Source organism: Streptomyces sp. NPDC020192, from assembly GCF_044388685.1.
In the GTDB taxonomy this organism is placed as follows: domain Bacteria; phylum Actinomycetota; class Actinomycetes; order Streptomycetales; family Streptomycetaceae; genus Streptomyces.
In genome coordinates this window covers 40,766-54,311 of the sequence record NZ_JBIRXG010000001.1, presented here as the reverse complement: position 1 = coordinate 54,311, position 13,546 = coordinate 40,766, and the positions used below count along the sequence as shown (strand labels likewise).

16 protein-coding genes are annotated in these 13,546 nt (G+C 72.8%); 9 read left to right on the top strand and 7 right to left on the bottom strand.

What is annotated here, in order from left to right:
* Positions 1–252 precede the first annotated feature (252 nt).
* Positions 253–1,665 carry a hypothetical protein gene (locus tag ACH47Z_RS00285; protein WP_399068851.1) on the top strand — a complete coding sequence of 471 codons (1,413 nt, stop codon included), beginning with the start codon at positions 253–255 and terminating at the stop codon, positions 1,663–1,665.
* Between the two features lie 37 nt (positions 1,666–1,702).
* Here ACH47Z_RS00285 and ACH47Z_RS00280 read toward each other — a convergent pair whose 3' ends face one another.
* Positions 1,703–2,125 (bottom strand): VOC family protein, encoded by a 423-nt coding sequence (locus ACH47Z_RS00280; protein ID WP_399068849.1) that lies wholly within the window; start codon positions 2,123–2,125, stop codon positions 1,703–1,705.
* A gap of 267 nt (positions 2,126–2,392) precedes the next feature.
* On the opposite strand from ACH47Z_RS00280, the gene abc-f reads away from it, so the two are divergent.
* From abc-f to ACH47Z_RS00265, 3 genes are all read left to right on the top strand, one after another.
* Complete coding sequence (abc-f, locus tag ACH47Z_RS00275; protein WP_399068847.1) at positions 2,393–3,991, top strand: ribosomal protection-like ABC-F family protein; 1,599 nt, start codon at positions 2,393–2,395, stop codon at positions 3,989–3,991.
* Positions 3,992–4,314: 323 nt separating this feature from the next.
* On the top strand, positions 4,315–4,536 hold the full coding sequence (locus ACH47Z_RS00270; RefSeq protein WP_004002281.1) for a helix-turn-helix domain-containing protein: 222 nt from the start codon (positions 4,315–4,317) through the stop codon (positions 4,534–4,536).
* 126 nt (positions 4,537–4,662) lie between these two features.
* On the top strand, positions 4,663–5,466 hold the full coding sequence (locus tag ACH47Z_RS00265) for an enoyl-CoA hydratase/isomerase family protein (RefSeq protein ID WP_399068845.1): 804 nt from the start codon (positions 4,663–4,665) through the stop codon (positions 5,464–5,466).
* A 29-nt stretch (positions 5,467–5,495) separates the two neighbouring features.
* Here ACH47Z_RS00265 and ACH47Z_RS00260 read toward each other — a convergent pair whose 3' ends face one another.
* Complete coding sequence (locus ACH47Z_RS00260; protein ID WP_399068844.1) at positions 5,496–6,266, bottom strand: nucleopolyhedrovirus P10 family protein; 771 nt, start codon at positions 6,264–6,266, stop codon at positions 5,496–5,498.
* Between the two features lie 87 nt (positions 6,267–6,353).
* On the opposite strand from ACH47Z_RS00260, the gene ACH47Z_RS00255 reads away from it, so the two are divergent.
* Genes ACH47Z_RS00255 through amaP form a run of 5 tightly spaced genes read left to right on the top strand, consistent with a single transcriptional unit; the run spans position 6,354 to position 8,667 of the window.
* On the top strand, positions 6,354–6,824 hold the full coding sequence (locus ACH47Z_RS00255) for an Asp23/Gls24 family envelope stress response protein (protein WP_399068842.1): 471 nt from the start codon (positions 6,354–6,356) through the stop codon (positions 6,822–6,824).
* A 30-nt stretch (positions 6,825–6,854) separates the two neighbouring features.
* Complete coding sequence (locus ACH47Z_RS00250; protein ID WP_399068841.1) at positions 6,855–7,049, top strand: hypothetical protein; 195 nt, start codon at positions 6,855–6,857, stop codon at positions 7,047–7,049.
* Positions 7,050–7,055: 6 nt separating this feature from the next.
* Entirely contained in the window at positions 7,056–7,469 is a 414-nt protein-coding gene (locus ACH47Z_RS00245) for an Asp23/Gls24 family envelope stress response protein (protein ID WP_399068839.1), read from the top strand.
* On the top strand, positions 7,469–8,080 hold the full coding sequence (locus ACH47Z_RS00240) for a DUF6286 domain-containing protein (RefSeq protein ID WP_399068837.1): 612 nt from the start codon (positions 7,469–7,471) through the stop codon (positions 8,078–8,080). The genes ACH47Z_RS00245 and ACH47Z_RS00240 overlap by 1 nt, the downstream gene beginning before the upstream one ends.
* A 5-nt stretch (positions 8,081–8,085) precedes the next feature.
* On the top strand, positions 8,086–8,667 hold the full coding sequence (gene amaP / locus ACH47Z_RS00235) for an alkaline shock response membrane anchor protein AmaP (RefSeq protein ID WP_399068835.1): 582 nt from the start codon (positions 8,086–8,088) through the stop codon (positions 8,665–8,667).
* A gap of 6 nt (positions 8,668–8,673) precedes the next feature.
* Here the strand turns inward: amaP and ACH47Z_RS00230 are convergent, their stop codons facing one another.
* From ACH47Z_RS00230 to ACH47Z_RS00210, 5 genes are all read right to left on the bottom strand, one after another.
* Positions 8,674–9,429 carry an SDR family oxidoreductase gene (locus tag ACH47Z_RS00230; RefSeq protein WP_399068834.1) on the bottom strand — a complete coding sequence of 252 codons (756 nt, stop codon included), beginning with the start codon at positions 9,427–9,429 and terminating at the stop codon, positions 8,674–8,676.
* A gap of 5 nt (positions 9,430–9,434) precedes the next feature.
* A complete protein-coding gene (locus ACH47Z_RS00225; RefSeq protein ID WP_399068832.1) occupies positions 9,435–11,219 on the bottom strand; it encodes a glycoside hydrolase family 15 protein in 1,785 nt (594 codons plus the stop codon).
* Between the two features lie 81 nt (positions 11,220–11,300).
* On the bottom strand, positions 11,301–12,077 hold the full coding sequence (locus ACH47Z_RS00220) for an SURF1 family protein (protein WP_399070324.1): 777 nt from the start codon (positions 12,075–12,077) through the stop codon (positions 11,301–11,303).
* Between the two features lie 118 nt (positions 12,078–12,195).
* Positions 12,196–12,429 carry a hypothetical protein gene (locus ACH47Z_RS00215; protein ID WP_270084565.1) on the bottom strand — a complete coding sequence of 78 codons (234 nt, stop codon included), beginning with the start codon at positions 12,427–12,429 and terminating at the stop codon, positions 12,196–12,198.
* 105 nt (positions 12,430–12,534) lie between these two features.
* Positions 12,535–13,518: a DEDDh family exonuclease gene (locus tag ACH47Z_RS00210; RefSeq protein ID WP_399068830.1), complete on the bottom strand. Its 984-nt coding sequence runs from the start codon at positions 13,516–13,518 to the stop codon at positions 12,535–12,537.
* Positions 13,519–13,546: the final 28 nt, after the last annotated feature.

The following is a 13,546-nucleotide window of genomic DNA, read 5'->3' as shown; positions in this document are numbered from 1 at the left end:
CCGTCCTCCGGCCACCCCCGGCACCCAGCCCCCCGAGCCCCGGCGTGGCAGGGCCACCCCCGGCCCCAGCTACCCCCGCCTCCACCATGGCGCCCGACCCATCACCCCGGTCCCAGTCATTCCGTTTAAGGCCGTACGACTGGCCTGATCGGTACTCCTCGCCCCGTGCCTGACCCCGTGTGTTGGCCAGCCCCGTCGCCCGCCGTGACATTCCGTTTGGGTTTTCGGACCGTCAACCGGAAGACTGCACCCGTGACGTCCCGTATCCCGCGCGACTCCAGGCTTCGACTCGTCCGACCGCGACCCCTGGCCGCCGCCCCCAGAGCTGTGAACCAGCGGCGCCCGCAGCGCCCCTCACCCCGGCCGCCGGAGGGCACCCCCGCCCCGGCCGAACTGGCCAGAATGGCGCGCACCGGCCTCGCGGGCGCGGTCCGCGTCGCCCGCTGGGCCGACGCCGTCCTCGGCCCCGGCAGCGCCGGCGCCACCGCCGACGGCAAGGCCACCCTCTCCGACCCGACCGCCGAACGCGCCGCCGCCGACCTCGGCCTGAGCGCCGCTCAGGTCCGCGCCGACTGGGACACCGCCCGCCTCGCCGGACTCGTCGAGGTGCACGGCGACAGCGCGCGCCCCGGCTGGCGGCTGCGCGCCTGGGACCGCGACGACAGCGCCGTACTGCGCGGCTGGGTCGCCCTCTTCGACGCCTGGTCGCTCGCCTCCCCCGAACCGGAGGAGCACGAGGCGGCCGCGGTCGCCGAGGTCGTCTCGGCCATGCCCCAGGTGCTCTCCTTCCTCCAGCTGTCCGCCGGGCCCGTCCCCGTCGAGCAGCTCCTCGACCTGCTCCAGCAGCGGGTCACCGAACTGCGCACCGAGCGCTGCGAGATCTCCTACGAGCCCGGCACCGAGCTAGCCGCCGGCGCCCCGGGAGATCCCGCCCCGGCCGGAGACACCCCGCTCGAACCCCTCCTCGACTGGGCGCTGCGGGCCCTCGCCGCCGTCGGCGCCCTGACCTACGGCGACGCTCAGGCCACCCTCACCCCGCTGGGCAGCTGGGCGGTGTGGGTCAAGCTGGAGCAGATCTGTGTGGCCGCGCAGAGCCCCGCCGGCAACATCGAGCAGTCCGCCGAGGACATGCTCCGCGGCTGCGCCCAGCTCCGCCCCAACGCGGCCCGCGCCGAGTACCGCGCCTGGCTCGCCGCCCGGCCCGTCGGCGTCGCCGTCACCCGGCTGATCGACGCCGCCCGGGGCGAGGACGCCCTGCTGCGCGGCCTGGCCTTCGAGGCGCTGCGCGTCGTCGGTGCCCCCGCCGAGCCCGACGTACGGGCCGTCGCGGACGAGTCGGCGCTACGGCCGTACGCCCTGCTGTGGCTCGCCGAGCACGACGGAGTCGACCCGGAGGACGCCCACGAGGTCCTCACCCGTCAGGAGGCGACCTGGCTCTGGGTGGACACCGCCGCCGCCGTCGCCGACCACGGCGAGGCGCCGATGCTGGTCCGGCATCTGGAATCCGCGGTGCAGCCCACCGTCCCCCAGCTGCTCGACGAGGTCCGCGCCGTCGGCCACCCGCGCACCGTGCAGGTCCTGGTCGCGCTCGCCGCCGCACACCCCGACCCGGCCCTCGCCAAGGCCGTGCGCCGGGCCGCCTTCCAGGTGCACACCGGCGGCTGACGGCTGCCCGCCGGCAGCCGAGCGGCGCGTGGCGGGCTCAGATGCCGGTCTCGCCGATCTCGGGGGCGTACGTCCCGAAGCTCCAGATGTTGCCCTCGAGGTCCCGGGCCATGTAGTCCCGCCCGCCGTAGTCCTGGTCCGTCGGGGGCATCAGGATCTCCACGCCGTGCTCCAGGGCCCGCTCGTGGTGGGCGTCCACGTCGTCCACGACGACGTACACCCCGGCGGGTCCGGCGTCCTTCATCGCCGCGTCGAAACGGCCGCCGCGGCCCTTGGAGCCGATCATCACCGCGCCGTGGCCCTGGACCAGCTCGGCGTGCATCACCGTGCCGTCCTCCGTCTCGTACAGCGACAGCTCCGTGAAGCCGAGGGCCTCCGTCAGCTGTCTGATCGCCGCCTGCGCGTCCGCGTACAGCAGCGAGGGATAGATGCTCGGCCGTCCACCACCCATGCCTGCCATGCCGATCACTCCTTCGTACGCCGGTTCTGTGACGCCTTGCCCAGTCTGGCAGCCACCACTGACAACGCCCCGGACAACGCCTCGGTGGCGGGTCCGAACGCGCGGGCGTGGGACGGATGTGACATAGGACGGATGTAGTACGGACGCAGGAAAACCGCTTGCACGGTCCCGTTAGACTTCTTCCATGGCCATTCTCCTCGCGCATTAGACGGCGGGAACGCCCTCAGCCGACCACCCGCCCCTTCCTGTACGTCCTGGAGTCTGTCCGTGATCTCCGCCTCCGGTATCGAGCTGCGCGCCGGTGCGCGCGTCCTCATCGAGAACGCCACCTTCCGTGTCGCCAAGGGTGACCGCATCGGCCTGGTCGGCCGTAACGGCGCCGGCAAGACCACCCTCACCAAGTGCCTGGCCGGCGAGGGCATCCCGGCCGCCGGCCAGATCGCCCGCTCCGGCGAGGTCGGCTACCTCCCGCAGGACCCCCGTACCGGCGACCTCGACGTCCTCGCCCGCGACCGGATCCTGTCCGCGCGCGGCCTCGACGTCCTGATCCGCAAGATGCGCGAGAACGAGCAGCGCATCGCCACCGGCCAGGGCGGCACCCGCGAGAAGGCCCTCAAGCAGTACGAGCGCCAGGAGACCGAGTTCCTCACCAAGGGCGGGTACGCCGCCGAGGCCGAGGCCGCCACCATCGCCGCCGCGCTCAACCTGCCCGACCGCGTCCTCGGCCAGCCGCTGCACACCCTCTCCGGTGGTCAGCGCCGCCGTATCGAGCTGGCCCGGATCCTGTTCTCCGACGCGGACACGCTGCTCCTCGACGAGCCGACCAACCACCTCGACGCGGACTCGATCGTCTGGCTGCGCGACTACCTGAAGACCTACCGCGGCGGCTTCATCGTCATCAGCCACGACGTCGACCTGGTCGAGACGGTCGTCAACAAGGTCTTCTACCTGGACGCGAACCGCTCCCAGATCGACGTCTACAACATGGGCTGGAAGCTCTACCAGCAGCAGCGCGAGGCCGACGAGAAGCGCCGCAAGCGCGAGCGCGCCAACGCCGAGAAGAAGGCCGCCGCCCTCAACGCCCAGGCCGACAAGATGCGCGCCAAGGCCACCAAGACGGTCGCCGCGCAGAACATGGCCCGCCGGGCCGACAAGCTCCTCTCCGGTCTCGAGGCCGTCCGCCAGTCCGACAAGGTCGCCAAGCTCCGCTTCCCCGAGCCCGCGCCCTGTGGCAGGACCCCGCTGACGGCCGAGGGCCTGTCGAAGTCGTACGGCTCGCTGGAGATCTTCACCGACGTCGACCTCGCCATCGACAAGGGCTCCCGGGTCGTCATCCTCGGCCTCAACGGCGCCGGCAAGACGACTCTGCTGCGCCTCCTCGGCGGCGTCGAGAAGCCCGACACCGGCGAGGTCGTCCCGGGCCACGGCCTCAAGCTCGGCTACTACGCCCAGGAGCACGAGACCCTGGACCCCGACCGCACGGTCCTGGAGAACATGCGCTCGGCCGCCCCCGACATGGACCTCGTCGAGGTCCGCAAGGTGCTCGGCTCGTTCCTGTTCTCCGGCGACGACGTCGACAAGCCCGCCGGCGTCCTCTCCGGCGGCGAGAAGACCCGTCTCGCCCTGGCGACCCTGGTGGTCTCCTCGGCGAACGTGCTCCTGCTCGACGAGCCGACCAACAACCTCGACCCCGCGAGCCGCGAGGAGATCCTCGGCGCGCTGCGCACCTACAAGGGCGCGGTCGTCCTCGTCACGCACGACGAGGGAGCCGTCGAGGCGCTCCAGCCGGAGCGGATCATCCTGCTGCCGGACGGCGTCGAGGACCTCTGGGGCTCCGACTACGCGGACCTCGTCGCCCTGGCGTGATCCACTGCGTATGGATCATTCGGCCGATCCGTGATCCATCATCTGTGTGAGATCTCCTCGTATCGACGTGTGTCGTACACCGATTTCGCGGCCGATCCCTTCGCTGCCAAGGGATCGGCCGTCTCGTGTCTCTGACCTGGCACTTCGCGAATCCACCCGTTCGGCCCCATGGACACCGCCCGGTGGAATACCGAATTCCGCTTGTGGGGGTGCGCTCCTGTCGTCACAACGATGTCTCACCGACCTTGCCGAATGGGTGGCCATCACGCCCGAGAGGGGTGATCATGAGGAGACCAGAGCGCACTTCCCATGAGGAGGCACGGGTGGCCGAGACTCTGAAGAAGGGCAGCCGGGTGACCGGCGCCGCGCGCGACAAGCTCGCGGCAGACCTGAAGAAGAAGTACGACTCCGGTGCGAGCATCCGGGCGCTGGCCGAGGAGACCGGCCGCTCGTATGGCTTCGTACACCGGATGCTCAGCGAGTCGGGCGTCACGCTTCGTGGGCGTGGCGGAGCGACCCGGGGCAAGAAGGCCGCATCGTCCTGACCCCGGGCGGCCCATCGGCTTCGATGGTGGCCACCCGGTCGGCGGACTGATCGGCCGGGTGGTTACTGTGCAGTCACTTAAGCGTGCCCAGCATGCCTGACTGACCGCACACATCGGAGGCGCCCCATGGCTTCGCCCGACCAGGACCTCGCTCCTGTTCTCGACAAGGACGGCGTACGGCTCACCGTCGACGACGCGCTCGCCACGGTGACGCTGGCCAACCCGGCCAAGCGCAACGCGCAGAGCCCCGCTCTGTGGCGGGCGCTCACCGAGGCCGGCCGGCTGCTGCCGGGCTCCGTCCGTGTCGTCGTGCTGCGCGGCGAGGGCAGGTCCTTCTCCGCGGGGCTGGACCGGCAGATGTTCACCCCGGAGGGGATCCCGGGCGAGCCGACCTTCATCGATCTCGCGCGCCGGGACGACGCAGGGCTCGACGCGAGCATCGCCGAGTTCCAGGAGGCGTTCACCTGGTGGCGGCGCAATGACATCGTGTCCATCGCCGCCGTCCAGGGGCATGCCATCGGGGCCGGCTTCCAGCTCGCGCTCGCGTGCGACCTGCGAGTCGTCGCGGACGACGTGCAGTTCGCCATGCGCGAGACCAGCCTCGGCCTCGTCCCCGACCTGACCGGCACGCACCCGCTGGTCGGTCTCGTCGGGTACGCCCGCGCGCTGGAGATCTGCGCCACCGGACGGTTCGTCGGCGCGCAGGAGGCGGTGGCGTCCGGGCTGGCCAACCTCGCCGTGCCCGGCGACCAACTGGACGAGGCGGCACGGGACTTGGCCGCGGCGCTGGTGGCTGCGCCGCGGGATGCGGTGGTGGAGACGAAGGCGTTGCTGCGCGGTGCGGTGGATCGTACGTACGACGAGCAGCGGGCCGCCGAGCGTGCTGCGCAGACTCGGCGACTTCGGGACCTGGCCGGCGTGGGCGAATGAGCCGTTAGCCGGCCACAGCGACGAGAACGTCAACCGACCGCCGTCACCAGCACCGCCACCGTCGGCCTGTCCTCCAGCGCCTCTCGTACGGTCGTGCGGACCCGCCGGGCCACCTCGACGGTCCGGTGGTCCGCGCTGGTCGTCAGCTCCACGCGCGCGTGCCGGTGCGGCAGTGCCGTCGTACCGGCCGTGCGCTCCTCCAGGCGTACCCCGCGCCCGAGGGAGGCGGTCAGCCCCGTCACCCCCGGCACGGACAGCGCGGCCTCGGCGGCCCGCGTCTCGTCCGGGTCCGTGGGGTCCTGAGCCGGTGCCGGTCGTGGCGTACGTACCTCTCGGGGCGGTTCCGCCGTGTCCAGCAGGTCGGTCACCCGGAGGTCCACCTCCGTGACCGCGAGGCCGAGTTGGCGCGTCGCGGCCGTGGCCAGCGCGTGCCGCAGGCGGGACGCCACGGTCGGCAGGGGTTCGGCGGCCGTCGCCGCGAAGTCGGCCGTCAGACGGAGCGCGCCCGCAGGGAGGGCGCCCGGCGGGGGCGGTACGACGGGCTCGTGCACGTCCTCCGGGTCGGCGAGCCCGATCCGCAGCGCGCCCAGCCGCACCCCGGGCACCCCGTCCGCCGCCGCGCGCTCCAGTACGGCCGCGGCCGCCTCCTCCGTGATCCACGCGCCGTCGCGCGGGCCGCCGAGCGGCAGCAGCCGGCCGAGCCCCAGTTGATGCCGCACGGCCCACCCGTCGCCCACCACCGCCCTATGCGAAGGCGCTGCGCGCCGCCCCCTTTTCCCAGTCCACCGGTCCGCCGTCATTCCACCAGCCTGCCGTATCCCCGGTGTGCGGGCGGGGAACCATGCGTACGGTGGTCGGGAGACGACGACCGAAAGGGACGTACGGCGATGACCGACATGACGACGACCCCAGAGGGCGAGCACGAGCCGCAGGTGGCGACCCGCAAGGCCACCCGGCGTGGCGGCGGCGACCCGGCGGCCCGCGGGCGGACGACCATCGCCGACGGTGTCGTGGAGAAGATCGCCGGACTCGCGGCCCGGGACGTGGTCGGCGTGCACACCATGGGCAGCGGGCTGGCCCGTACCTTCGGCGCCGTGCGCGACCGGGTGCCGGGCGGCTCCAAGTCGGTGACGCGGGGCGTCAAGGCCGAGGTCGGCGAGGTGCAGACCGCGCTCGACCTGGAGATCGTCGTGGACTACGGCGTCTCGATCGCCGACGTCGCCCGCGCCGTGCGCGAGAACGTGATCGCCGCCGTGGAACGCATGACCAGCCTCGAGGTCGTGGAGGTCAACATCGCGGTGAGCGACGTCAAGCTGCCCGACGAAGAGGACGAGGAGCCCGAGCCCCGCATCCAGTGATCCGCACGCTGAGGAGTTGAGGAGCGTCGCATGAGCATGGCCGTGGTCGGCATGATCGCCGGGATGGCGCTGGGCTTCGCCGGGTACTTCGGCGGGTTCGGCGCGTTCCTGCTGGTGGCGGCGCTGGGGGCGATCGGGTTCGTCGTCGGCCGCCTCGCGGAGGGCGACCTGGAACTGGGGGACTTCTTCCACACCCGCGACGACCGGCGAGACCGGCGGAGGTGACCGGCGGTGAGCGCCGAGCCCGGCGTGGTGCGCCCGCGCCCACTCCTCGCGCCGCCCGGTGAGCGCGGCGCCCTGCGGATCGCCGACCGGGTCGTGGCGAAGATCGCCGCACAGGCCGCCCGCGAGGCGCTGCCGCCCCTGCCCGCCGACGCGGCCGCCCCCCACGCCACGGTCGTCGTCCTCTCCCACTCTCGGCTTCGCTCGAGCGGGGGGACCCCCGCTGAAGCAGCCCGCATCCGTGTGTACCTCGAACTCGGCTACCCCTGCGACATCGGCGCCCACAGCGCGGCCGTGCGTCGTCAAGTCGCCGAGCGGGTAAGCGCGTTGGTGGACATGGCGGTGCCCGAGGTCGCCGTACAGATCGAACGGCTGCATCCGGCATCCGCACCGGCACCCGGCACGGTCCACGGGAGAGCGTGATGAGCGAGCCGCCGACGACCACCCCGACCCTCGACAAGCCCCCGCCCGCCGCCCCGGCCGCACCCAGGGGCAGCCGCCGCTTCTGGTCGCCGCGCCGCGTCCCGGCCGCCGTCGTCGCCGTCCTGCTCGTGGCCGGCGCCGGCCTGCTGCTGTACGACATCGCCGCCGTCCGCGCCCACCGCCCGGCGATGCACTGGCGCCGCGCGCTGGCCCGGCAACTGGCCGAACGGCAGCTGGACGACACCTGGGTGCTGGCCGGCGCGGCTGTCGCCGTCGCCCTCGGCCTGTGGCTGATCGTCCTCGCGGTCACCCCCGGCCAGCGGGCTCTGCTGCCCATGCGGCGCCCGCACCCCGACGTCCGGGCCGCGCTGCGGCGCGAGGCGGCGGCACTGCTGCTGCGCGACCGGGCCCTGGACGTGTCCGGGGTCCGCTCGGTACGGGTGCGGATGCGCCGGACGAAGGCCGACGTCCGCGCCGTCTCGCACTTCCGTGACCTGGACGACGTACGCGCCGATCTGGCCCTCACGCTGAACGACGCGATCCGGGGCCTCGGCCTGGACCGGCCGCCCACGCTGTCGCTGCGGGTCGCGCGGCCCGGACGGAAGGGGTGAGGGCGATGCGCGCGGGCCGTCTCAACCGTGTCCTGCTGGCCCTCGTCGGCCTGCTCCTGCTCGTGCTCGGCGGTGCGGTGCTGGCCGTCGGCCTGGGCGCGCCGGTGCCCTCCTGGTGGCCCCACACGAGCCCGCACGACGCCCTGCTCAGCCGGGCCGAGCGCACTCGCTGGCGGCACGCCGACTGGTGGTGGCCGGCCGTCCTGGCCACCTTGGCGGTCGTCGTCCTGGTGGCGCTGTGGTGGCTGACGGCGGACCTGCGCCGCCGCCGGCTCGGCGAGATCCTCGTCGACACCGGCGACGGCGGGTCCGCCCTCCTGCGCGGCAGGGCCCTGGAACTGGCGCTGGCCCAGGACGCCGTCCAGCAGGAGGGCGTGGCTCACACCGAGGTCCTCCTCCGCGGCCGCCGCACAGCACCCACGGCGAGGATCTGGCTCCAACTGGAGCCCCACGTGGACCCGGCGCGGGCCCTGGACGACTTCACCGCCCAGGCGCTGACCCGGGCACGCGAGTCGGCGAGGCTGGAGTCCCTTCCGGCGGAGGTACGCCTACGGGCGGTCAAGCACCATGCGGAAAGGGTCACTTGACGACCGTCAGAACCCGTGCCGCATCCCGCCGTCCACCGGCACCATGATCCCCGTCAGATAGGAAGCCGCCGGGGACAGCAGGAACGCCGCGACCCGACCGAACTCCTCCGGCGACCCGTACCTCCGCAACGGAATCCGGGACTCGTTCGCAGCCCGGGTGGCCTCAGGATCGGCGGACAGCCCGTCCAGCTCGCGCACGCGATCCGTGTCGATACGCGACGGCAGCAGCCCGAGCACCCGGATCCCCCGCGGCCCCAGCTCGTCGGCGAGCGACTTGGCGAACCCGGCCAGCCCCGGCCGCAGCCCGTTGGAAACGGTCAGCCCGGGGATCGGCTCGTGCACCGACGCCGACAGCACGAACCCGATGACGCCGCCCGGCTCCAGCTCCGCCGCTGCCGCCCGCGCGAGCCGCACCGCGCCGAGGAACACCGACTCGAACGCGTTCCGCCACTGCTCGTCGGTGTTGTCCGCGACGAACCCGGGCGGCGGCCCGCCCACGCTCACCAGCACGCCGTGGAAGCCGCCGAAGTGCTCACGAGCGGCCGCGATCAGCCGCTCGGGAGCCCCGGCGTCGGAGTTGTCCACGGCCACGCCCAGCGCGTTCGGGCCCAGTTCGGCCGCGGCGTCGGCGACCCGCTTCTCGTCCCGGCCGCTGATCACGACCTTCGCCCCGTCCGCGACGAGCTCCCGCGCGGCGGCGTTGCCCAGCCCGCGCGTCGCCCCGGTGACGACGTACACCCGGTCCTTCAGTGCAAGATCCATGCCCCCTATCCTGCCCGGTCGCTCCCGAAGAGCGTGAGGGCGGTGTTCACCAGGGCGATATGGCTGAAGGCCTGCGGGTAGTTCCCCACCTGGCGGCCCAGCCCGGGGTCGTACTCCTCCGCCAGCAGCCCCACGTCGTTGACCAGACCCACCAGCCGCTCGAACAGCTCCCGGGCCGCCTTCTCCCGGCCCGTCAGATGCAGGGCGTCCGCGAGCCAGAACGAGCAGGCGAGGAAGGTGCCCTCGCCGCCCGGCATGCCGTCGACGCCGACCGCGTCGGTGTCGTAACGGCGTACGAAGCCGCCGTGGCCCAGGTCCTCGCGGATCGCGTCGACCGTGCCGATGACGCGCGGGTCGTCGGGCGGCAGGAAGCCGACCCGGGGGATCAGCAGCAGGGCGGCGTCCAGTTCGCGCGAGCCGTAGTACTGGGTGAAGGTCCTGCGCCGGGGGTCGTAGCCCTGCTCGCACACCTCCTGGTGCACCTCGTCGCGCATCGCCCGCCAGGCGTCCTCGTCGCCCTCCAGCTCAGGGTGCTCCTCCAGCGTCCGTACGGCGCGGTCGGCGGCCACCCACACCATCACCTTCGAGTGCACGAACTGGCGCCGGCCGCCGCGCACCTCCCACAGGCCCTCGTCGGGCTGCCGCCAGGACGACTGCAGGAACGTCATCAGCGAGCGCTGGATGGCCCACATGTGCGGCTTGGTGGGCAGGCCCGCGCCGCGCGCGACGTACAGCGAGTCCAGGACCTCGCCGTACACGTCCAGCTGGAGCTGGCCGACGGCGCCGTTGCCGATGCGTACGGGCGCGGAGTCCGCGTAGCCGGGCAGCCAGGGCAGCTCCCACTCCGGCAGCCGGCGCTCACCGGCCAGGCCGTACATGATCTGCAGGTCCGCCGGATCGCCGGCGACCGCGCGCAGCAGCCAGTCGCGCCAGGCCTCGGCCTCCTTGTGGTAGCCGGCGTGCAGCAGGGCGCCGAGGGTGAGGGTGGAGTCGCGCAGCCAGCAGTAGCGGTAGTCCCAGTTGCGCACCCCGCCCAGCTCCTCGGGCAGCGAGGTGGTGGCCGCGGCGACGATCCCGCCCGTCGGGGCGTAGGTGAGGGCCTTGAGCGTGATCAGGGAGCGTACGACGGTGTCCCGGTACGGCCCGTCGTAGCGGCAGCGGGAGGCCCAGCGCCGCCAGTCCCGGACGCTGGTGCTCAGCGCCTCGTAGGGGTCGACGAGAGGGGGGCGCGGCTCGTGCGAGGGGTGCCAGGTCAGCACGAACGCGACCCGCTGGCCCTCGGTGACGGTGAACTCGGAGTGGGTGCCGAGGTCCTTGCCCCACATGTCCACGTGCGGCTCGGTGCGCAGCCACACCGAGTCGGGTCCGGCGACGGCGACCCGGTGGCCGTCGGAGCGGCGCATCCAGGGAACGATCGAGCCGTAGTCGAAGCGCAGCCGCAGGGTGCTGCGGACGGTGACGCGCCCGCTGACGCCCTCCACGATGCGTACGACGTCGGGGGCGCGGTCGCGCTGCGGCATCAGGTCGGTGACGCGCAGCGTGCCCTCGTCGGTCTCCCACTCGGTGTCGAGGACGAGGGTGCCGGGCCGGTAGGCGCGACGGGTGCACCCACCGGCCCCCTTCGGCCCGATCCGCCAGTAGCCGTGGTCCTCGTCGCCCAGCAGCTTCGCGAAGCAGGCGCCGGAGTCGAAGCGGGGCAGGCACAGCCAGTCGATCGAGCCGTCGCGGCCGACCAGGGCCGCCGTCTGTTCGTCCCCGATGAGGGCGTAGTCCTCGATGCGCGCGTTCACGGGATGCGGCTTCCCGGCGGGCCGGGGGGCCAATCAGGTGGTGCGCCGGGGGAGTGACGTGCCCCTCCCGCACGCCCCGGATCACACGGTGGCCGGTTCCGTCTCCTCGGGCTTCTCCGGCGTCTCCGGGCTGTCCGGCTTCTCCGGCGTCGCCGTTGCGGCCTCGGCCGCCGCGGCCTCCTCGCGGTCGCGGATCTCGCGCCGGACCAGGAACCACCAGCCGACCGGGACGGCCGCGGCGAACAGCCACCACTGGATCATGTACGCGTAGTTCAGCGGGGCGTCCTCGCTGCCCGGGTCGGAGATCTGCTCCGGGGAGTCGGTCTGGGGCCCCGTCTGCTCGATGTAACCGCCGAGCACCCGGGCGCCGAGCCGGTGCGCCTCCTCCGTGCTGTTGATCAGCATGATCTGCCGGTCGGGGAGGCCCTTGACGTTCTTGATGCCGCTCGCCGCGGTCGTCTCGTCGGTCATCAGGCGCCCGGTGACGGTGGTCCGGCCGGACGGCGGGGCGGGGATCTTCGGGAAGGCGGTCTGGACGCCGTTCGCGGGGATCCAGCCGCGGTTGACCAGCAGCACCCTGCCGTCGCTGAGGACGAACGGGGTGAGCACGTGGAAGCCGACCTCGCCGTCGGAGTTGGTCCGGCGCCGGACCACGACCTCCCTGGCGGTGTCGAAGGTGCCGGTCGCGGTGACCGTGCGGTACCTCTCCGTGCGGGTCACCGCGTGGCCGGGGGAGGACAGCCGCTCGACCGGGACCGGCTTGGCGTGCAGCGCGGAGGAGACCAGGTTGTTGCGCGCGGTGCGCTCGTCGTACCGGTGCTGCTGCCAGAAGCCGAGCCGGATCATCGTCGGGATCATCGCGATCGCGACGAGCGTGAGGATCACCCACTGGACGGACAAAAGGAAGCGGTAGCGGCGCACCCCACGACGGTACCTCCGCGTCGTGGGGTGCGTTCAGGCGGGTACGGGTACCGGGTCACACCCGGTCGACGATGCCCACCTTCCCCGCTTCGCGGGCGCAGTGGGCGCCACAGTAGAACTTGCCGTCGGCCTCCGCGCCCTGGCCGATGATCGAGACCTTGCAGTGCTCGCAGACCGGTGCCATGCGGTGGATCGCACAGGAGAAGCAGTCGAAGACGTGCACCGCACCCTGGGCGTGGACCTCGAAGGTCATTCCGTAGTCATTGCCGCAAACTTCGCATTTCGCCATGCGCCACAGGGTGAGCCGTCGCCCGGGTGCGGGCGAGCGGCCGCCGGGTGAGTCGTACGGCAATCACCCGTTCGTACGGCCGCGCGTCCCCCTCCGCCCGTACGGTCACTCGTCGGCGGGCTCGACATCGCGCAGCAACTGCCCGAACGCGGCCTCGTCGACCACCGGGGTGCCGAACTGGCGCGCCTTGGCCACCTTGGACGTGCCCGAGTCGGGGTCGTTGGTCACCAGCAGGCTGGTCAGCCGGGAGATGCTGGACGCCACGTGCAGCCCGGCCTCGGTCGCCCGGTCCTCCAGCAGCTCACGGTCGGTGGAGGTGTCCCCGGAGAACGCCACCCGCATGCCCTGTTTGAGGCGTTTGCCGTCTTCGTAGCGGCCGGGGTTGGGATGGGGGCAGGCGGGCCGCTTCCGGGACGGACGCCAACTGCTCGGCCGGTAACCGCCGTACCCACCGGAGGGCTGCCGGGGCACGGGCCGGTCCGACCACTCCGTCAGCGGCCGGCACTCCAGCAGCGGCAGCCGTACGCCGCCGGCCGCCGCGGCCCGCAGGCTCGGCCGGAACGCCTCCGCCAGCACGCGCGCGTCGTCCAGCGCGTGGTGCGCCCGCTGCTGTACCACGCCGTAGTGCGCCGCCAGCGACTCCAGCTTGAAGTTGGGCAGCGGCAGGCCCAGCTCCTTCGACAGCGCGATGGTGCACAGCCGCTGACGCACCGGCGCCTCGCGCTGCGCGCGCGCGTACTCCCGCGCGATCATCTGCCAGTCGAAGACGGCGTTGTGCGCGACGAGCACCCGGCCGTCGAGCCGGGCCGCGAACTCCTCGGCGATGTCGGCGAACAGGGGCGCCCCTTCGAGCACCTCGCTCGTCAGACCGTGTATCCACACGGGTCCCGGATCCCGCTCGGGGTTGACCAGCGTGTACCAGTGGTCCTCGACCTCGCCGCGCTCGTCCAGCCGGTACACGGCCGCCGAGATGATCCGGTCGTCCCGGGCCAGGCCGGTGGTCTCCACGTCAACGACCGCGTATCCCTTCGGATACGCGGTCGGCCACTGGGTGGGGGAGGACACTGCGGTCGCACGGTCTTCGAGCATGGTCACTGAGGATACGGGCCACGACTGA